This is a genomic window from Sphingopyxis terrae subsp. terrae NBRC 15098 (genome assembly GCF_001598815.1).
GTDB lineage: Bacteria > Pseudomonadota > Alphaproteobacteria > Sphingomonadales > Sphingomonadaceae > Sphingopyxis > Sphingopyxis terrae.
This window is the reverse complement of record NZ_BCZQ01000008.1, coordinates 70269-87033: the sequence shown is the minus strand read 5'-3', so window position 1 is coordinate 87033 and position 16765 is coordinate 70269. Positions and strand designations below refer to the sequence as shown.

General features: G+C 66.2%; 23 protein-coding genes. 7 read left to right on the top strand and 16 right to left on the bottom strand.

Going from position 1 to position 16765, the window contains the following annotated elements; translation table 11 throughout:
- Positions 1–6: 6 nt before the first annotated feature.
- On the bottom strand, positions 7–696 hold the full coding sequence (locus tag STE01S_RS06245) for an OmpA family protein (RefSeq protein ID WP_062766029.1): 690 nt from the start codon (positions 694–696) through the stop codon (positions 7–9).
- A 212-nt stretch (positions 697–908) separates the two neighbouring features.
- On the opposite strand from STE01S_RS06245, the gene STE01S_RS06240 reads away from it, so the two are divergent.
- On the top strand, positions 909–2234 hold the full coding sequence (locus tag STE01S_RS06240) for a hemolysin family protein (RefSeq protein WP_062766026.1): 1326 nt from the start codon (positions 909–911) through the stop codon (positions 2232–2234).
- Positions 2235–2282: 48 nt separating this feature from the next.
- Here STE01S_RS06240 and STE01S_RS20320 read toward each other — a convergent pair whose 3' ends face one another.
- From STE01S_RS20320 to STE01S_RS06225, 4 genes are all read right to left on the bottom strand, one after another.
- Entirely contained in the window at positions 2283–2432 is a 150-nt protein-coding gene (locus tag STE01S_RS20320) for a hypothetical protein (RefSeq protein ID WP_156000971.1), read from the bottom strand.
- A 103-nt stretch (positions 2433–2535) separates the two neighbouring features.
- Positions 2536–3114, bottom strand: a complete 579-nt coding sequence (locus tag STE01S_RS06235; RefSeq protein ID WP_062766023.1) for an LptA/OstA family protein — start codon at positions 3112–3114, stop codon at positions 2536–2538.
- Positions 3111–3749, bottom strand: coding sequence for a hypothetical protein (locus tag STE01S_RS06230; RefSeq protein ID WP_003041252.1), 639 nt, complete (start codon positions 3747–3749; stop codon positions 3111–3113). The genes STE01S_RS06235 and STE01S_RS06230 overlap by 4 nt, the downstream gene beginning before the upstream one ends.
- Positions 3750–3765: 16 nt before the next feature.
- Positions 3766–4383 (bottom strand): ribonuclease D, encoded by a 618-nt coding sequence (locus tag STE01S_RS06225; RefSeq protein WP_003041249.1) that lies wholly within the window; start codon positions 4381–4383, stop codon positions 3766–3768.
- 260 nt (positions 4384–4643) lie between these two features.
- On the opposite strand from STE01S_RS06225, the gene STE01S_RS20940 reads away from it, so the two are divergent.
- The gene (locus tag STE01S_RS20940) at positions 4644–5441 is read left to right on the top strand and encodes a cold-shock protein (RefSeq protein WP_062766020.1); all 798 of its coding nucleotides are present in this window, start codon (positions 4644–4646) and stop codon (positions 5439–5441) included.
- Between the two features lie 78 nt (positions 5442–5519).
- Here the strand turns inward: STE01S_RS20940 and STE01S_RS06215 are convergent, their stop codons facing one another.
- The 3 genes from STE01S_RS06215 to STE01S_RS06205 all read right to left on the bottom strand — a co-directional run bounded on the left by STE01S_RS06215 (position 5520) and on the right by STE01S_RS06205 (position 7163).
- A complete protein-coding gene (locus STE01S_RS06215; protein WP_003041243.1) occupies positions 5520–5972 on the bottom strand; it encodes a Dps family protein in 453 nt (150 codons plus the stop codon).
- Positions 5973–6095: 123 nt separating this feature from the next.
- Positions 6096–6659: a hypothetical protein gene (locus STE01S_RS06210; RefSeq protein ID WP_062766017.1), complete on the bottom strand. Its 564-nt coding sequence runs from the start codon at positions 6657–6659 to the stop codon at positions 6096–6098.
- A 108-nt stretch (positions 6660–6767) separates the two neighbouring features.
- A complete protein-coding gene (locus STE01S_RS06205) occupies positions 6768–7163 on the bottom strand; it encodes a YkvA family protein (RefSeq protein ID WP_255265895.1) in 396 nt (131 codons plus the stop codon).
- A gap of 24 nt (positions 7164–7187) precedes the next feature.
- Between STE01S_RS06205 and STE01S_RS06200 the strand changes: the two genes are divergently transcribed.
- Both STE01S_RS06200 and STE01S_RS06195 read left to right on the top strand, forming a co-directional pair.
- Positions 7188–8174 carry a dipeptide epimerase gene (locus STE01S_RS06200; protein ID WP_062766014.1) on the top strand — a complete coding sequence of 329 codons (987 nt, stop codon included), beginning with the start codon at positions 7188–7190 and terminating at the stop codon, positions 8172–8174.
- Between the two features lie 50 nt (positions 8175–8224).
- On the top strand, positions 8225–8707 hold the full coding sequence (locus tag STE01S_RS06195) for a MarR family winged helix-turn-helix transcriptional regulator (protein ID WP_162928218.1): 483 nt from the start codon (positions 8225–8227) through the stop codon (positions 8705–8707).
- On the opposite strand, the gene STE01S_RS06190 is transcribed toward STE01S_RS06195, so the two are convergent.
- Both STE01S_RS06190 and STE01S_RS06185 read right to left on the bottom strand, forming a co-directional pair.
- Positions 8704–9168 carry a pyridoxamine 5'-phosphate oxidase family protein gene (locus STE01S_RS06190; protein ID WP_003041229.1) on the bottom strand — a complete coding sequence of 155 codons (465 nt, stop codon included), beginning with the start codon at positions 9166–9168 and terminating at the stop codon, positions 8704–8706. The two genes, STE01S_RS06195 and STE01S_RS06190, sit on opposite strands and share 4 nt — an antisense overlap.
- Positions 9169–9230: 62 nt before the next feature.
- Positions 9231–9626 (bottom strand): VOC family protein, encoded by a 396-nt coding sequence (locus STE01S_RS06185; protein WP_062766336.1) that lies wholly within the window; start codon positions 9624–9626, stop codon positions 9231–9233.
- Positions 9627–9715: 89 nt separating this feature from the next.
- Here STE01S_RS06185 and soxR point away from each other — a divergent pair, with 89 nt between their 5' ends.
- Positions 9716–10186: a redox-sensitive transcriptional activator SoxR gene (soxR, locus tag STE01S_RS06180; RefSeq protein WP_062766008.1), complete on the top strand. Its 471-nt coding sequence runs from the start codon at positions 9716–9718 to the stop codon at positions 10184–10186.
- Positions 10187–10246: 60 nt separating this feature from the next.
- Here soxR and STE01S_RS06175 read toward each other — a convergent pair whose 3' ends face one another.
- Complete coding sequence (locus tag STE01S_RS06175; protein ID WP_058812177.1) at positions 10247–10552, bottom strand: hypothetical protein; 306 nt, start codon at positions 10550–10552, stop codon at positions 10247–10249.
- 173 nt (positions 10553–10725) lie between these two features.
- Here STE01S_RS06175 and STE01S_RS06170 point away from each other — a divergent pair, with 173 nt between their 5' ends.
- Complete coding sequence (locus tag STE01S_RS06170) at positions 10726–12009, top strand: methyl-accepting chemotaxis protein (RefSeq protein ID WP_062766006.1); 1284 nt, start codon at positions 10726–10728, stop codon at positions 12007–12009.
- Between the two features lie 109 nt (positions 12010–12118).
- Entirely contained in the window at positions 12119–12844 is a 726-nt protein-coding gene (gene aqpZ / locus STE01S_RS06165) for an aquaporin Z (RefSeq protein ID WP_003041215.1), read from the top strand.
- 48 nt (positions 12845–12892) lie between these two features.
- On the opposite strand, the gene galU is transcribed toward aqpZ, so the two are convergent.
- The 5 genes from galU to msrA form a co-directional block, all read right to left on the bottom strand.
- Positions 12893–13756, bottom strand: a complete 864-nt coding sequence (gene galU / locus STE01S_RS06160; protein ID WP_003041212.1) for a UTP--glucose-1-phosphate uridylyltransferase GalU — start codon at positions 13754–13756, stop codon at positions 12893–12895.
- A gap of 55 nt (positions 13757–13811) precedes the next feature.
- Positions 13812–14321 (bottom strand): OmpA family protein, encoded by a 510-nt coding sequence (locus tag STE01S_RS06155; protein WP_062766003.1) that lies wholly within the window; start codon positions 14319–14321, stop codon positions 13812–13814.
- A 20-nt stretch (positions 14322–14341) separates the two neighbouring features.
- Positions 14342–15550 carry a diguanylate cyclase domain-containing protein gene (locus STE01S_RS06150; protein ID WP_003041205.1) on the bottom strand — a complete coding sequence of 403 codons (1209 nt, stop codon included), beginning with the start codon at positions 15548–15550 and terminating at the stop codon, positions 14342–14344.
- Positions 15547–16089: a YfiR family protein gene (locus STE01S_RS06145; RefSeq protein WP_255265894.1), complete on the bottom strand. Its 543-nt coding sequence runs from the start codon at positions 16087–16089 to the stop codon at positions 15547–15549. Before STE01S_RS06145 ends, STE01S_RS06150 begins: the two co-directional genes overlap by 4 nt.
- A gap of 140 nt (positions 16090–16229) precedes the next feature.
- On the bottom strand, positions 16230–16763 hold the full coding sequence (msrA, locus tag STE01S_RS06140) for a peptide-methionine (S)-S-oxide reductase MsrA (protein ID WP_058812172.1): 534 nt from the start codon (positions 16761–16763) through the stop codon (positions 16230–16232).
- Positions 16764–16765 lie beyond the last annotated feature (2 nt).

Below are 16765 nucleotides of genomic sequence, written 5' to 3'. Positions count from 1 at the left end.
TGGACTTTATTGTGCGGCGGCCACGTCCGCCTGCGTCACCGGCGCGATGCGGATTTCGACGCGGCGGTTGCACTGATAGTCGGCCTGCGTGCGTTCGGGCGCGCATTTGAGCTGCGTTTCGCCATAGCCCATTGTCGCCATGCGCGCGCGGTTTACGCCGCGGCCCACCAGATAGTCTGCGACCGACGCCGCGCGCCGTTCGGACAGCCCCTGATTATAGGTTTCGCTGCCCTGCGAATCGGTGTGGCCGTAAACGTCGATATAGGTGCTCGGATATTCCGACAGGGTCGAGGCGACGCTGTCGAGCGCGCCACGGAACTGCGACTTCACGACCGCGCTGTTGAGGTCGAATGTCACATCGCCGGGCATGTTGAGCACGAGCTGGTCGCCCTGGCGTTCGACATCGATGCCGGTGCCTGCGGTGCGTTCGCGCAGTTTCTTTTCCTGCTGATCCATATAATAGCCGACGCCCGCGCCGGCGACGGCGCCGATGCCCGCGCCGAGGATCTTTTCGGTCCGGTCGTTGCGTCCGCCGACGAGATCGCCGAGCAGATAGCCGCCGAGCGCGCCGCCGATGCCGCCGATCGCGGCCTTGGAGATGCGCTGCTTGCCCGTTTCGGGGTCGGTGACGCAACCGGTCAGCGTGAGCGCGCCAAGGCTGGCGACGGCCGCGAGCTTGATCGTCCTCTTGTTCATTTCTGGCTCCCTTTTTTGGGCATCGCCGGTCCATGCGATGCCACGACCACAAGGATAACATATGATCGCGCTTTCCGTTCCGTCATTCATGCTGAACGCTGGCTGAGCGTGCCGATGTCGTCACCATTGTGCAGCACCGCGGCTTTGGCCTATAGGACCGGCATGACCGAAGCTGACAGGGGCCGGGCGCGCCAGCGCCGTACGACCGCCCAATGACCCCTTTTCCCTGGTCGGATGTGGCGATCATCCTGATCCTTATCCTGCTCAACGGCGTTTTCGCCATGTCCGAACTCGCGATCGTTTCGGCGCGCGACCCGCGGTTGCAGGCCGCCGAGAAGCGCGGCAGCAGTGGGGCAAGGATTGCGCGTCAGCTTGCCTCCGACCCCGGCCGCTTTCTGTCGACGGTGCAGGTCGGTATCACGCTGATCGGCGTGCTGACGGGCGCCTATTCGGGGGCCAGCCTGGGCCAGCCCGTCGCCGAACGGTTGCAGGCATGGACCGGCCTTGATGCCGACACCGCACGCACGGTGGCGTTCGCCCTCGTCATCGCGCTTACGACTTATGCCTCGCTGATCGCGGGCGAGCTTGTCCCCAAACAATTTGCGCTGCGCGCACCCGAACGGATTGCGATCTTCGTCGCGCCAATGATGTTCTGGCTTGCGCGCATTGCGGCTCCGCTGGTCTGGTTGCTCAACAACAGTTCGGGTCTGGTGTTCCGGCTGCTCGGTCTCAAGCGCGAATCGGACGATCAGGTGACCGCCGAGGAACTGCATCTGATCGTCGCCGAGGCGTCGAAATCGGGCGTGATCGAGGAAAGCGAACGCGCGATCATCTCGGGCGTCGTGCGGCTTGCCGACCGGCCGGTGCGCGAGGTGATGACGCCGCGCAAGGATGTCGACTGGATCGACATCACGCTCGACGCGAAGGGCGTGCGCGACAAGCTGCTCGAAACGCCGCACAGCCGTCTGCCGGTCGCGCGCGGGTCGGTCGACGATATCGTCGGCGTGGTCCAGGCGCGCGATATCGCGGCGGCGCTGTTCCGCGGCGATCCGATGGATCTTGAGCGGCTGATGCGCCGCGCCGCGGTCATCCACGACCAGATCGATGCGATGGACGCGCTTGCGGCGTTGCGCCTTGCCGAAGTGCCGATGCTGCTCGTTCACGACGAATATGGCCATTTCGATGGACTGGTGACGCCCGCCGACCTGATGTCCGCGATCGCGGGTGAGTTCGCGTCCGATCAGGATATCGGCAGCGAACCCTTCGTCGTCGAGCGCGAGGATGGCAGCCTGCTGATCGCCGGGTCGATGCCCGCCGACCAGATGGCCGAGCGGCTTGGGATCGAACTCGACGACGACCGCGACTATGCGACCGCCGCGGGCCACGCGCTTGCTATCCTCAAGCATCTGCCCGAGGAAGGGGAGGCGTTCACCGACCGCGGCTGGAGGTTCGAGATCGTCGATATGGATGGCCGCAAGATCGACAAGCTGCTGGTCAGCGAAGTGCGCAAGCCCAAGGTCGAAGCCGAGGGCGATTGATCGGGGCTCGCGGTCGCAACGGCCGGGGCTGAAATGGCAACTGGCCGTTTATCGGGGTCGCGTCGGTCCGACATGATGCATCACCGCTTCCGCGAGTTTTCGCTCCTCGCGGGTCGGACGGACCGGCTCGGTTTCGGGCGTCGCGTGGCGCCGTCCGAACATCGGGCGGCGGACGGGGAGCAGGGGGGCATAACGCATCGGAACACGCCTTGATCGCGCGGCCGCCCCCCGGCACCGCAATGGGTCTGGTCCCCGAAACCATCCTTGCGTGCGCGGCTTGCGCGACGCTTAACGGACAGCGTTACTGGTTTCTTTGTGGTACGCTGAAGGTGCCTTTGACGCGGCCGCCCGAACCGTCGGTGACCGGATTGCCGTCGGGGCCGCGGGCAGCGCCGCGACCGTCGACCGTCGCGCGGCCACTGTTGAGGTCGATCACAAGCCGCCCGCCCGACAGGCGGTTCGCGCCCTGCGTCAACTGGACATTGCCGACCATCGTGATCAGCCGCCGGTCGAGATCGTAGATCGCGACATTGCCCTTCGCCGTTTCATTGCCCTTGGTGACGGCGACGCCGCCCGTCGCGTCGAGCCGGTTGACGTCGGTGTTGCCGGCGCGGGTATAGGCAACGGTCATGCGCGGTGCGACCACGGTCAGCCCCGCCTGCGTTACGCGCACGCCGCCCGCCAGTACGACGCGGTCGGCGCGATCCTGCACCTCGATGCTGCCCGCGTCGAAATCGACGGGGGCGTTGCTGTTGTGATTTGCCAGCGCCTGCGCATAGGCCGCGCCGCCGCCATGTCCGCCCGCCAGAATCGCCAGGCTGGTCAGCACGAAGCTGGCGCCGGCCAGCGTCAGGCTCTTCACGGTCCAAAGCCCCTTCATTTGAGCGCTCCCTGGTTGATCCGAAGATGGGCGTTCCCCGACAGGCGGACGATCCGCTGGTCGAGGTCGGCGGTCAGTTCGTTGGCGGAAAAATTGCCGATGTTCAACGCGCCATTAACGCCGCCGGTACCGACAAGGCTGCGATTCTTGAGGTCGATGGCGACATTGTTCGCATCGATGCGATAGCCGTCGGCGCCCTTGACCTGGACCAGTCCCGGCACGGTCACCTTTTCGCTGTCCATGTCATATTGTCCGTTCGCGGCGGCGATCGTCGCCGGGCCGTCGGCCAGTTTGATTGCCCCGGACAGTCCGTTCATCCGCACGATCGGTTCGGCCGAGCTTTTCTGCACCGCGCTATCCGCGATGAGCGCAAAGGGCTGGCCTTTGGTATCCTGGCCGCGATATTCGGCGCGTACGACCTTCATCCGCTCCTTCGCCACTTCGACCTTGTCCTTGGCGAGCAGGAAGCTGACCTCGCTGCGCTGGGTGAATGGCGAAAAGACGAGCACTGCCGCAACAACGCCAATAACCAGCGGCAGGCCGTAGCGCAAAATGCGCACCACGCGGTCGTGGCGCGACCCGCTGGCCGCCCACAGGCGGCGCATCGTACGGTCGATTTCGGCGCGTTCGGACACCCGCGGCGGCTCCCCGTCAGCTATGCGCGAAGATGTCGACCTCGGGCCATCCGGCGAGGTCGAGCGCGGCGCGCGTCGGGAGGAAATCGAAGCAGGATTGTGCGAGTTCGGTGCGCCCCTCGCGCGCGAGGCGGGCGTCGAGCACCTCCTTCATTGCGTGCAGAAAGCGGACATCGCTCGCGGCATAGTCGCGCTGCGCCTCGCTCAGTTCGGCGGCACCCCAGTCGCTCGACTGCTGCTGCTTCGACACATCCTGTCCCAGCAGTTCGCGGACCAGTTCCTTGAGGCCATGACGGTCGGTGTAGGTGCGCACCAGCTTCGACGCGATCTTGGTGCAATAGACGGGGGCGGTGACGACGCCGAGCGCCTGCTGCATCGCGGCAATATCGAAACGGGCGAAATGGAACAGTTTCAGCCGGTCAGGATCAGTGAGGATCGCCTTGAGAACCGGCGCGTCGTAGCGGCTGCCCGGGCCGAATCGCACCAGATGCTCGTCGCCCTTGCCGTCGCTGATCTGGACAAGGCACAGCCGGTCGCGCAGCGGGTTGAGGCCCATGGTTTCGGTGTCGATCGCGACGGGGCCGGGGCCGATCGCGCCTTCCGGCAGATCTTCTTCGTGGAAATATACGGTCATCGACTTGCCTTAGGCGAAGCGGCGGCGCCGCTCAATGACTGGTTTTCGCGGCGCCGCCCCTCGGCGCCAGCGCTACGGCAAAGCTTGGAAATCCGCCGATCGCGGCTTTGAATTTTCTGTTCGCAGATGCCGTTCATATAGGTTATATATTGCGCCGTTAGCGGCACGGGGCGAGTCTGTGCCCATGGTGAACTGCGTCCCCGTCCGGCGCAAGGAGCCGGTTCAATCGGGTGTGGACGACCGAAAGCGACTACTAAGCAATGAGTTTCAACAAGGATCGCCGTGGCCATCGCGGACGCGGCAAGCGCGACGACTTCGGCAATTTCGACAGTTTCGAACCGGCACCTTATGGCGGCGGCGGCTTTGGCGGTGGCGACCGCGGTGGTTTCGGTGATCGCGGCGGCTTCGGTGGCGGCGATCGTGCCGGTGGCGATCGTGGTGGTGGTTTCGGCGGTGGCGATCGCGGCGGCTTCGCCGGCGGCGGTCGCGGCGGCTTTGGCGGTGGCGGCGGCGGTGCCCGCGGCGGCATGCCGGCACAGGTCGTCGGCGAAGGCCAGGGCCAGGTGAAATTCTTCAACCCCTCGAAGGGCTTTGGCTTCATCGCGCGCGACGATGGCGGCGAAGACGTGTTCGTGCACATCAGCGCGGTCGAACAGGCGGGGCTGCAGGGCCTCGCATCGGGCCAGCCGCTCGGTTTCACGCTCGTCGAACGCAACGGCAAGGTGTCGGCCATCGATCTCAAGATCGAAGGCGAACCGATGCCTGTCGAGGACTTCGCCCCGCGTCCGCGCGAGGATCGTCCCGCTGCGGGCGGTGCGCGCGGCCGGCGTCAGCTGACCGGCGAACGCACGTCGGGCACGGTGAAATTCTTCAACACGACCAAGGGTTTCGGCTTCATCGCGCGCGATGACGGACAGGCGGATGCCTTCGTCCCCATCAGCGCGGTGCAGCGCGCCGGCATGGCGGGCCTCGAAGAAGGCGACCGCGTCGCTTTCGACATCGAAGTCGATGATCGCGGCAAATTCGCCGCGGTGAACCTCCAGCCGACGCAGGACTGATTCGGCGTCCACCGGATGAACGAAGGGCGGCCCCGCAAAGGGCCGCCCTTTTTCGTTAGCGGTGGTCTGCGCAGCCCCTCAGGCGAGGGTGGACTTGAGGAACCAGATACGCTGCTGCGTTTCGTCCGCCCAGCCATCGACCAGGCCGCTCGTCGCAATGTCGCCATCGGCTTCGGCCGCCGTCTTGGCGTCCTTGAGCTGCGCGAGCAGTGTCTCGTTATCGGCGGCAAGGTTGCGCACCATCGTTTCGGCATCGACGCTCGCTGCGTCGTCGTCCTTGATCGACTGGTGACGGCTGATGTCGCCGATTGAGCGGAGCGTCGCCGCGCCATTCTTGCGCACACGCTCGGCGATCAGGTCGGTCGTCGCGAGGATCTGGGCCGCCTGCTCGTCGAACAGAAGGTGCAGGCTGCGAAAACTGGGCCCCTTGACGTGCCAATGATAATTTTTGGTCTTCAGATAGAGCGCGAAACTGTCGGCGAGCAGCGCGTTCAGCGCATCCGCAACGGCAGGCTGATTCTTGTTGGACATGGGCAAGCCTCCTTTTTCTGCTTCCTGGCCAATATAGTGCCGCAGCGGCAAAGTTGCCCATGAAGCCTGTTCGATGCTGTGATCGATAAAATCGATTATTGGGCGCCGTAATCGGATTTTCTATCAGAGACCGAAGGCGCGCATCGCGGTGTTGAGGCCCCATAGCGCGAGAATCGCGGCGCTCATCAACCGGGCGATCCGTGCCGCGGCCTGATCGGCGAGCGCGGCGCCGAAGGCGAGGAACGGGACCAGCGAAAGCGTCCAGCCGATCAGCCCCCCCGCGGCCGCCCACAGCCCGGCGCCACTCGTCGCCGCCAGCGCGCCGATCAGGAAATGGCTGCGGTCGCCGAGTTGAGCCAGAAACAGCCGTGCCGCGAGCGAGGGCAACGGAGCTTCCTCCAGACTCTGGACCGCCGGGCCGAGGCGCCCCCGCCAGACGAGCGCGACCGCCGCACCGAGCAACGCGAAGGCGAGCAGCAGCGCCACGATACCCTGACCGATCACCCGGTTTGCTGCCGTCCCCGCGACCGCCGCGATGGTCGCATTGGCCACAAAGGCGGCAAAGGCAATCGCGACGACGGCGCGGCGATCCCCGCGCGCCGCCAGCACCTGCGACAGCAAACGTCCGGTTCGGCCATCGGCATTGGCAAGCAATACTGCGACGAGGGCAAGCATGATGGCATCCATGACGACCAGCCTACTCCAGCTTTGGCGGCGAAGAAACGGGGCGGCAGAAGCATGGCATGGCGGGGAGGACGCGCAAGCCCGCCGCTTCCCCGTTTCGAATCCCGCCCGTCAATGCCAAGGCGAGGTCCGAACCGCCCAATAGACGAGGTAGAGCAGCCCTGCCCACAACAGAAGGATGAAGGCCATGCCCGCGCGGCTCGAAGGGCGCTCGCTCGCAAGCTCCGCCGCTGCATGCAATTCGCTCCACAGCGGATCGGGGATCATCTGTCGGACCAGCCACAGACCCGCTGGGACGATCAGCAGATCGTCGAGCCAGCCGAGTACAGGGACGAAATCGGGTATCAGATCGATCGGCGACAGCGCATAGGCGGCGACGGCGACCGCCAGCAGCCTGGCAATCAGCGGCGTCCGCGGGTCCCGCGCGGCAAGCCACGCGGCGTGCGCCTCGACGGCGAGTCGGTGACCCAGATCGCCAATGCGTTCGGAAAGGGATTTGCCCGTCATCGCGCCGCACATTAGTCTTCCTGCATGGCTATCCAACTGAAAAGCGCACGCGTCGAGCGGTGGCCCGTCGCGGGCGAATTCGTCATCAGCCGCGGTGCAAGCGACCATGTCGATGTCGTCGTCGCCGAAGTCGAGGAGGACGGCGTCGCCGGGCGCGGCGAGGGAACGCCGATCTACTATCAGGGCGAAGATGCGGCCGGCTGCCGCGACGCCCTGCTGCGCGTCATGCCGCATCTCGCGGGGCTGGGCGCGGCGGCCGCGCGGGCAGCGGTGCAGGAATTGATGGGGGCGGGTGCGGCGCGCAACGCGATCGACTGTGCGCTGTGGGATCTCGAAGCGCGCCAGCGCGGGGCGCCGCTGTGGCAGCTTGCCGGTTGCGAAGCGCCGGCGCCGCGCGTCACCGCCTTCACCATTTCGCTCGGCGGACCCGGCACGATGGCGGCGCGAACCGAGGAAGCGGTGATGGCGGGCTATCGCCTGTTCAAGATCAAGCTGGCCGGCGACGCCGAAGATCGCGCGCGCGTTGCTGCGGTGCGCGGGGCGGCGCCCGGCGCCCGCCTGATCGTCGATGCGAACGAGAGCTGGGGCGCGCTCGACCTGCTTGCCGAGGCCGAGGCGCTCGCCGAGCTCGGAGTCGAAATGATCGAGCAACCGGTGCCGGTCGGCACCGACGTGCTGCTCGACGGCATTTATGCCCCCCTGCCGTTCATCGCCGATGAAAGCTGCCATGTCGCTGCCGATGTGCCGCGCATCGGGGCCTTTTACGACGGCGTGAACATCAAGCTCGACAAGGCGGGCGGGCTGACCGAGGCACTCAAGCTGGCCGATGCCGCCGACGCGGCGGGTCTGAGCATCATGGTCGGCTGCATGCTGTCGACAAGCCTGGCGATTGCGCCGGCGTTTCTGCTCGCGCAGCGGGCGCGATGGGTCGACCTCGACGGCCCCGCCTTGCTGGCGCGCGATCGCGCCGATGGCTTCAGCTTCGCCAATGGCGAAATTAGTCCAATTTAATGATAGTAAATCATATTGACTAAATGGCCGAAGCGGGAAATATTCGCCGAATGAGCAATTCGGACGCCGCCCGCCACCGCGAGATCGTTATGCCCGCCCTTCTGCGCCATGCGCGCACCATCTATGGCGGAGCGATGCGGCGGGCGCTGGATCGCGCCGGATTTGACGACATTCCTGCCAATGGCCTCTATGTGATCGGCGGCCTCGCGCTGGGGGCGGAGGAGGTGCCGCTGGCGAATCTGATCCGCGATCTGCGCATATCGAAGCAGGCGGCGGGGCAGCTTGTCGATACGCTCGTCATGCGCGGCTATCTGGAGCGGCAGGTCGATCCCGCCGACCGGCGCCGGCTGGTCGTGCGCCTGACCGAGCGGGGAGCGGAGGCAGCGAAGATCCAGGGCAAGGCGCGCGATGCCATCGACGCGAAGCTCGCGGCGCGGGTCGGCGCCGAGGACATCGCCGCGGCGCGGCGCGTCCTCTATGCGCTGGTCGAGATGGGGATCGAGGCCCGCGAGCGCGAGGCGGTTTCGTCCTAGAGCGCCACCTCGGCATGGCTGCCGAGTTCGCCTTCCTTTACCGTCGATCCGGTCATCAGGCGGAACAGACCCTTGATCCCGGCCTCTGCGGTCCAGATTTCGGCATCGTCGAGATCGAAGCGCAGCATCAGCAGGTCCGGGTCGTCCTTGCCGCCTTCGTACCAGGCTTCGACCGGCTTCGACCAATATTTGTCGATCGTCGCACGGTCGGTCACCGGGGTCAGCGTACCGGAGACGCATGCGAACAGGTCATGGCCCTTGGCGACATATTGCGCCATCGCGCGCCCGCCGGCGGCGAGACGGCCACTCTTGGCATGGAAAAAATGGAAATAGCCGTCATTGTCCTTGTCGAGCTGCGCCGTCATCGGGATCGCATGGGCGTGACCGGCGTCGAGCGCGACCATCAGATAGGGATTGTCGGCCAGTTCCTTCCAGAAACGCTGTTTGATGTCCTTGCTCATCGGGGAGGCTCCTTTCTGCTTGTGCCATGCTAACGCGCGGAGCCGCCCCGATGTTGCGCGCTTCAGCGCGCGGGCCGCGCGGCGTAGCTCACCACCTCATATTCGATGCCGTCCGGGTCGAAGAAATAGAAGCGGCGGCCGGGTTCATAATCGCCGTGGTTGAAGGGGCGCAAACCGGCATCGACCACTTTCGCCTCGATCGCATCGAGATCGTCGACCTGGATGCCGACATGGTTGAGCGGTTCGCCTTTCGCGAAATGCGAGTTCGCATGCAGGCCCTCGGGGCCGGTGTAGAGTGCGACATAGGCCTCATCCGATCCGACGTGGATCGACATGCCGCCGTCGCGCGCCGGCCCACGCCAGCGTTCGTGCCAGCCGAAGATCCGCGCCATCAGCGCGGCGCTGCGTTCGGGGTCGCTGACGGTCAGATTCACATGTTCGATAAAGGGATGCGTCACGGGCTGAAACTCCTGATTCGGGTTGACGCACACCGATATGAAAGCTCAACCAAGCTTTAGATCAAGCATATTATGCGAAGGGAGCTTTCGTGCACCGTACCGACCTTCTGCCCATCGGCGAGCTTGCCGCGCGAACCGGCGTCGCGGTGTCGGCGATCCGTTTCTACGAAGCGAAGGGGCTGATCGCGTCGCTGCGCACGGCGGGCGGGCAACGGCGCTTTCTGCGTGCGGACACGCGGCGCGTGTCGTTTATCCTGATCGCGCAGCAGATGGGGCTCAGCCTCGACGAGATCGCGGCGGAACTCGTACGCCTCCCTTCGGAACGTACCCCCAATGCCGCCGACTGGCGCCGGATCAGCACCGGCCTGCGCGCGCGGATCGACGGGCAGATCGCGGCGCTCGAACGGACGCGCGATCTGCTGGACGGCTGCATCGGTTGCGGTTGCCTGAGCCTCAAGAAATGCGGACTCTATAACGCGCGCGACAAGGCGGCGCAGCGCGGCGCCGGGCCGCGCTATCTGCTGGGCGACCGATCGGGCGACATTGCCGAAGCGCGATAGCGCGCAAGGAAGTGGGGATTATTCGGCTGTTGCAATGGAGGCGACCGGGTCGCGCCGGGGCTACATCGGTTCGGCCATCACCGCTTCGATTTCATGGTTCAGCACTTCGGCGCGGCGGCATTGCTCATGATCGCCGCGCTCGCATTTGTCGGCCGCCTTGTCGCGCTGGCGCGAAAGCTTGCCCAGCCTCTCCTCGCGTTCGCGCATCGCCCGGCCGCGGTTGCGGTCGGCCTCGTCCTGGCTGGTGGTTGACCAGTCGACGACCTGTCCCGCGGCCTTCACCGGCGCGGTGACGACCGATTTCACGGTGCTTACACAGCCCGCCAGCAGGGGCAGCGCCAGCATCGCCCCGAACCATATCCGCATCGTCCTTCTCCTTGGCATCCGGCGTTGCACATTGCCGCAGCGATGGCCAGCGGCTTGCGGCCAAAGGTGCAGCCTTTCGGCGCTTCTGTCATATCACTGAAACAAATGGTTAAATTCACATTTACTCTCTTGGCCTAGGTCGCCCTGCATCGCTTTGCAGTCAAGAGAGACAGATGACGCCCCCCGATCCGCTATTGGCCCCCGCGACCGGACATTCGATGGCGATCGCGCACGATGCGCATCTGTCGGCGGTGATCGACATTTTCCGGGCGCAGCCGCAGTTGCGCGTCCTGACGATCGTCGACGCGGCGGGGCAGCCGGTCGGGATCGTGCGCGAACAGCGGGTGCGCGAGCTGCTCTTTTGTCCCTATTGGTTTTCGCTGATGCAAAACCCGTCGATCGGGGGATCGATCGCCTCGCTCATCGATCCGTGCCAGATCGCCGACGTCGGCGAGAGTACCGCCGCGCTGCTGCGGATCGCGGCGCAGTCGGCGGCGCAGGAACTCGTGCTTGTCGATCGCGGGCGCTTCGTCGAAACGCTCGACGCGGCGCAATTGTCGAAGCTGGCGATGTTGCGCGAGATCGAGGTGGCACAGGAGCGCAGCGCGCGCGCCGCGACGGTCGAAGCAAGCGGGCGCCGCTTCGAACAGGATATCAGCGCGCTGACCGCGACGCTCGCCGAGATGGCGCGCGAGGCGGAGGCGGTGGCGCAGGGGCTGGGGATGCGCGCCGACGCGACGGGGCGCGACGCGGTGTCGGTCGCGGGCGCAACCGCCCAGACGCTCGCGGGGCTTCAGGAGCTTGGCGATCGGGGGCGGGGGCTCGCCGCCAGCATGGCGCGCATCGTCGCCGACGGCACCCGGGCGCGCAACGTCCGGCGGGACGCCCATGCGCGCGTCCGGTCGGCGAGCGAGCGGGCGACCGCGCTGCGCGAGGCGAGCCAGTCGATCGAGCATATGTTGCGCCTCATCATCGACATGGCGAGCCGCACCAACATGCTGGCGCTCAATGCCGGGATCGAGGCGGCGCGCGCGGGGGAGGCCGGGCGCGGCTTTGCCGTCGTTGCCCAGGAAGTGAAGAATCTCGCGGCGCAGACCCGTGCCGCGGCCAGCGACATTTCGCCCTTCATCGACCATATTCGCGAAATCGTCGGGCAGGTTGCCGAAGGCTTTGCCGAGGTCGAACGCGCGATCGAGGCGAACAACGCCTTTTCGGATGCCGTCGATACGGCGGTCGACGGCCAGAGCGCGACGACCCTGTTGATCGCAAGCTATGTCGAGCAGGCGGTTGCTGCGGGCAAGGAGATCGACACGCGCGTCCATCAGATCGGCCGCGGCGCCGCGGCGGTCGGACAGGAGGCGGTGGCGCTCGGCGAATTGTCGTCGGGGCTGACGCGTGCGGCGCGATCGCTGCATCAGCGCGCGAGCCAGTTCGTCGAGACCGTCGCGGCCGCCTGAATCCCGCCGCGGGACATATGGTTTACAAAGACTTGCCGGGGGGCGCTGCTGTGATAGGTTGCTCCCGCGCCCGCGGCGCTTCCGGCCCCGGGCGGGAGGGAGGGTCCATATGACCAATATGCAAAAGGGTCTGGCCGAGTTTATCGGCACATTCTGGCTTGTCTTCGGTGGTTGCGGTAGCGCGGTTCTGGCGGCGGCCTTTCCCGATGTCGGCATCGGATTGCTCGGCGTTGCGCTCGCCTTCGGCCTGACGGTCGTCACCATGGCCTATGCCATCGGCCATATCTCGGGCTGTCATCTCAACCCCGCGGTCACGGTCGGCCTGTGGGCCGGCGGCCGCTTCCAGTCGCGCGACATTCCGCTCTATGTCGTCGCGCAGGTGCTGGGCGCGATCGTTGCCGCTTTTCTTCTCTATTATATCGCGAGCGGAAATCCCGATTTCGATCTTGCGACCAAGGGCCTCGCCGCCAACGGTTTCGGCGACGGCTCGCCCGGCCATTATGACATCTGGTCGGCGCTGATTATCGAGGTGGTGCTGACCGCGGGTTTCCTGTGGGTCATTATGGGATCGACCGATGGCCGCGCGCCCGCGGGCTTCGCGCCGCTTGCCATCGGCCTCGCGCTCACGCTCATCCACCTCATCTCGATCCCGGTGACCAATACCTCGGTCAATCCGGCGCGCAGCACCGGCCCTGCGCTCGTCGTCGGCGGGCTGGCGCTTCAGCAGCTCTGGCTGTTCTGGCTCGCACCGCTCGCCGGCGGGCTTGCCGGGGGCTGGCTCTACAAGACGCTGGGCGCCGATCGCTTTCCCAAGCCCGATATCGAGGGCGAATGACGAACGGACCGGCGGGGCGCGTCCCCGCCGGTTTCCGCCCTGCGCTTCCTATTTGAGCAGATCGAGAGCGAAGGCGCGCACATCGGCCGCCATGTCGGGGCGTTCGAGCGCGATCGCCAGATTGGCCTGAATATAGCCGGCCTTCGATCCGCAGTCGTAGCGGGCGCCGTCGAAGGTGACCGCGTGAAAGGGCTGCCGCCCGATCATCGTCGCCATGGCGTCGGTGAGCTGGATTTCGCCGCCTGCGCCCTTTTCCTGGCTTTCAAGCACGCGCATGACGTCGGGCTGAAGGATATAGCGGCCCGAGATGATAAGGTTCGACGGGGCGTCGTCGATCGCGGGCTTTTCGACAAGGCCGCGCACCTCGGTCAGGGCGCCCTCGGCGCGGCCCGGCGCGATCACGCCATAGCTCGACACCTGTTCGTGCGGCACTTCGAGCACCGAGATCAGATTGCCGCCGACCTTGTGATAGGCATCGACCATCTGCTTCATGCAGCCGGGGCTGCCGTGCATGAATTCGTCGGGCAGGAAGATCGCGAAGGGTTCGTCGCCGACGATGTCGCGCGCGCACCAGATCGCATGGCCCAGCCCCATCGGCTCCTGCTGGCGGACATAGGCGCAATTGCCGGGACCGAGCCGCGTGGGTTCCAGCACCGACAAATCCTTGCCGCGTTCGGACATCGTGCGTTCGAGTTCGAAGGCGATATCGAAATGATCCTCGATCGCGCTCTTGCCGCGGCCGGTGACGAAGATCATCTGCTCGATCCCCGCCTCGCGCGCCTCGTCGACCGCATATTGGATCAGCGGCCGGTCGACGACGGGCAGCATTTCCTTGGGGATCGCCTTGGTCGCGGGCAGGAAGCGGGTGCCGAGGCCGGCGACAGGAAAGACGGCTTTGCGGATCGGTTTCATGGCCGGGCTCTTAGCGGGGATCGCGCGGTGTGGAAAGGCACGGACCGATGGCGGTTCAGGGCGTCACGATGATGACGACGCGGCGATTGTCCTGCCGGCCTTCGGACGTGTCGTTCGGCGACAGCGGCATGGTTTCGCCGCGCCCGATAATCTGGCCGGGGGCGAATTGCATTCCCCCCGCGATCAGCGGCGCGGCAACGGCCTGGGCCCGGGCTTCGGAGAGCTTCTGGTTATAGTCGGGAGCGCCCGTCGAATCGGTGTGACCTTCGACACGCGCGCTGGGGATGCCGACCGCGATCAGGCGCCGGGCAAGCGTGCCGAGGCGTTCGGTCTGTTCGGGCTGGATCGCGCTTTCGTTGGTCGCGAACAGCAGGCGATCGGCCATCGTGAGCTGCCAGCTTTCGTCGGTGGCCGCGGGGGCGGGGATGAAGCCTTCTTCCTTCAGCACCGCGATCTGTGCGGCGTTGAAGCCCTTTGGCGCCGGCATGCTCTGGCACGCTGCGAGCAATGCGGCGACGGCCAGCGCGAACAGGGTGCGAAGGTGGCGGGGGGCGGCATGGGTCATTGCAGGTCTCCGGGGGGTCGTCATTTCGAAAGCTTGCCGAGCTTGTCGGCATACATGGCGGCGTCGGCCGCGGTCAGCAGCGCGGTGGGATCGGTGCCGTCGGCAGGATGCACGGCAACCCCGATACTGACCGACAGGCGGTAGCTGTCGCCGCCGGGCAGCGTGATCGGATCGGCGATGGCCGCGCGAAGGCGCTCGGCGAGCGAGTCGGGTTGTGCGTCATGTCCGGCCGGATCGACGATCATCACGAATTCGTCGCCGCCGATGCGCGCGGCGAAATCGCCCGGGTGAAGCAGTGCCTTGATCCGCTGCGACAGCGCCACAAGCACCGCGTCGCCGGCGGCGTGACCAAAGCCGTCATTCACCGCCTTGAAATTATCGGCATCGATGAACAGCAGCGCAAAGCGGGCGGCACCCGCAGCCAGCCGCGCCGCCAGCGCTTCGTCGAACGCCGCGCGGTTGGGCAGCGCGGTGAGCGGATCGTGGGAGGCGCGGTGGGCGAGCAGCGCCTTTTCGCTTTCCATATGCCCCTGCCAGCCCTGCAGCTCGTCGAGCAGCGCGTTGATGTCGCCGCCGAGCCGGTCGAGTTCGGCAATGCCAAGCCCCTGCACCCGCTTGTCGAAGCGGCGGTGCAGCCGGACGTCGTGCGCGACGGTTGCAATCTCGCCGAGCGGCTTGACCAGCTCATATTCGAAGCGCCGGGCGAGGATGACCGTGCCGATCGCGGTAATGAGCAGGCAGGCGAGGCCGGCGAGCAGGCCAAGCCGTACATAATGGGTCAGCGTCGAACTGTCGCCCCACACCTCGATCGTCCCGATCACCGACCCGTTGCGCTGGACGGTGGTCGCAAAGGGCCGCGGAAAGAAAAAGCCCGTCAGCATCGGCATCGCATCGCCGTGCGGCGACACCCATTCGGTGAGCAGCCGTCCCTTGTCGTCGAGCACGCGCAAGCGCGCGATGCCGGGTATCCTGGTGAGCGGCTGCAGCCCCTCGCGCGCCGCCTGCGGATCGTTGAAGACGAGCGCGGGTTCGACGCCGTAGGCCGCGACCTGCGCCGCCAGCTCCATATTGCGGTCGGCATAGCCGCGCAGCGTCGTGATCCCGGCGAGCAGGATCGTGATCCCCGACAGCGCGACCGCGAGTAGCGTGACCCCGAAGTGAAAGCGCGACAGCAGCTTTTGCAGGGTCGTGCGCGCGCCGCTGCGTTCGGGGGCAGGGGACGGCGTCATCGCGGTCCTCCGTCGCTGCCAATCTTGAGCACGCGCGGATCGACGCGCACCGACCCGCGGCCGATCGAATCGAGATTGACCGAAAAGCTGAGCCGCTGGCCCTGCGCGTTCAGGCAGAACATCGCGCCGAGGTTGCAGTTGCTGTCATCGTCGGTGACGGTCAGGATCGCCTTTCCGTGCACCCAGCCGATCAGGCGTTGCCGGTCCGCCACGGGCATCTGCCCGAGATAGAGCATATGACAGCCCGCTCCGCCGATTGCTGCTGCGGCGCTGATGCGCCGGACGCTCACCGATCCGCGGCCGGGCAGGTCGGGCGCCGGACGTTCGGTCAGGCGCGGCGTGCCGATGACGCACATGGTGCGCGGCGCGCCCGGCGCCTCGTTCGGCCATGTCGCATAGGTCACGATACCGCCGAGCATGCGGTTGACCGCCAGCGCCATGCCGCCCGGGCTATCGTCCACGACAGTTTGCGCCGCCGCCTGCATGGCGAGCTGCGGCGCCGTCATCGACGAGCCGATCAGGAGCAATGGTATCAGCACGCTGTAGCGGTCCCCACCTCGGATGGGGGTGATCCTGCCCCCGCGAGGCGGCGTCCGCTAGAGAAAAGCGCCGCTAAGTCAAGGAAAAGTGACGCCATGCGGCCATATTGCAACAGTCGGCCGCCGGCTTTTCGACGGGTTCAGGCCTCGCGCAGCCGCTCCGAAAACCCCTTGCGCAGCTTTGCGAGCTTGGGTGGGATCACGGCCATGCAATAGGGATTGCGCTGGCCTTCGCCGTCCCAATAGTCCTGATGATAATCCTCGGCGGGATACCAGGTCGACGCCGGTTCGATGCGGGTCACGATCGGCGCGGGCCAGTCGGGCTGTGCGCGCGCGATTGCGGCCTCGGCGGCGGCCGCCTGCGTTTCGTCGAGCGGAAAGATGGCGCTGCGATACTGGGTGCCGATGTCGTTGCCCTGGCGATTGAGCTGCGTCGGATCGTGCGTCGCGAAGAACACGTCGAGCAGATCGGCGTAGGAAATGGCCGCAGGATCATATCCGATGCGGATCGCCTCGGCATGCCCCGTATCGCCGCTGCACACCTGCTTGTAGGTCGGATTGGCGACCGACCCGCCGATATAGCCGCTTTCGACGCTTTCGACCCCCGCCAGCGATTTGAATACCGCTTCGGTGCACCAGAAGCAGCCTCCGGCAAAAATGGCGGTCTCTGTCATCG

Excerpts from the sequence above, each read along its gene's own strand:
- STE01S_RS06245 (WP_062766029.1), bottom strand. The coding sequence starts at position 696 with ATGAACAAGAGGACGATCAAGCTCGCGGCCGTCGCCAGCCTTGGCGCG.
- STE01S_RS06240 (WP_062766026.1), top strand. The coding sequence starts at position 909 with ATGACCCCTTTTCCCTGGTCGGATGTGGCGATCATCCTGATCCTTATC.
- STE01S_RS20320 (WP_156000971.1), bottom strand. The coding sequence starts at position 2,432 with ATGCGTTATGCCCCCCTGCTCCCCGTCCGCCGCCCGATGTTCGGACGG.
- STE01S_RS06235 (WP_062766023.1), bottom strand. The coding sequence starts at position 3,114 with ATGAAGGGGCTTTGGACCGTGAAGAGCCTGACGCTGGCCGGCGCCAGC.
- STE01S_RS06225 (WP_003041249.1), bottom strand. The coding sequence starts at position 4,383 with ATGACCGTATATTTCCACGAAGAAGATCTGCCGGAAGGCGCGATCGGC.
- STE01S_RS20940 (WP_062766020.1), top strand. The coding sequence starts at position 4,644 with ATGAGTTTCAACAAGGATCGCCGTGGCCATCGCGGACGCGGCAAGCGC.
- STE01S_RS06215 (WP_003041243.1), bottom strand. The coding sequence starts at position 5,972 with ATGTCCAACAAGAATCAGCCTGCCGTTGCGGATGCGCTGAACGCGCTG.
- STE01S_RS06210 (WP_062766017.1), bottom strand. The coding sequence starts at position 6,659 with ATGGATGCCATCATGCTTGCCCTCGTCGCAGTATTGCTTGCCAATGCC.
- STE01S_RS06205 (WP_255265895.1), bottom strand. The coding sequence starts at position 7,163 with ATGACGGGCAAATCCCTTTCCGAACGCATTGGCGATCTGGGTCACCGA.
- STE01S_RS06200 (WP_062766014.1), top strand. The coding sequence starts at position 7,188 with ATGGCTATCCAACTGAAAAGCGCACGCGTCGAGCGGTGGCCCGTCGCG.
- STE01S_RS06195 (WP_162928218.1), top strand. The coding sequence starts at position 8,225 with ATGAGCAATTCGGACGCCGCCCGCCACCGCGAGATCGTTATGCCCGCC.
- STE01S_RS06190 (WP_003041229.1), bottom strand. The coding sequence starts at position 9,168 with ATGAGCAAGGACATCAAACAGCGTTTCTGGAAGGAACTGGCCGACAAT.
- STE01S_RS06175 (WP_058812177.1), bottom strand. The coding sequence starts at position 10,552 with ATGCGGATATGGTTCGGGGCGATGCTGGCGCTGCCCCTGCTGGCGGGC.
- STE01S_RS06170 (WP_062766006.1), top strand. The coding sequence starts at position 10,726 with ATGACGCCCCCCGATCCGCTATTGGCCCCCGCGACCGGACATTCGATG.
- aqpZ (WP_003041215.1), top strand. The coding sequence starts at position 12,119 with ATGACCAATATGCAAAAGGGTCTGGCCGAGTTTATCGGCACATTCTGG.
- galU (WP_003041212.1), bottom strand. The coding sequence starts at position 13,756 with ATGAAACCGATCCGCAAAGCCGTCTTTCCTGTCGCCGGCCTCGGCACC.
- STE01S_RS06155 (WP_062766003.1), bottom strand. The coding sequence starts at position 14,321 with ATGACCCATGCCGCCCCCCGCCACCTTCGCACCCTGTTCGCGCTGGCC.
- STE01S_RS06150 (WP_003041205.1), bottom strand. The coding sequence starts at position 15,550 with ATGACGCCGTCCCCTGCCCCCGAACGCAGCGGCGCGCGCACGACCCTG.
- msrA (WP_058812172.1), bottom strand. The coding sequence starts at position 16,763 with ATGACAGAGACCGCCATTTTTGCCGGAGGCTGCTTCTGGTGCACCGAA.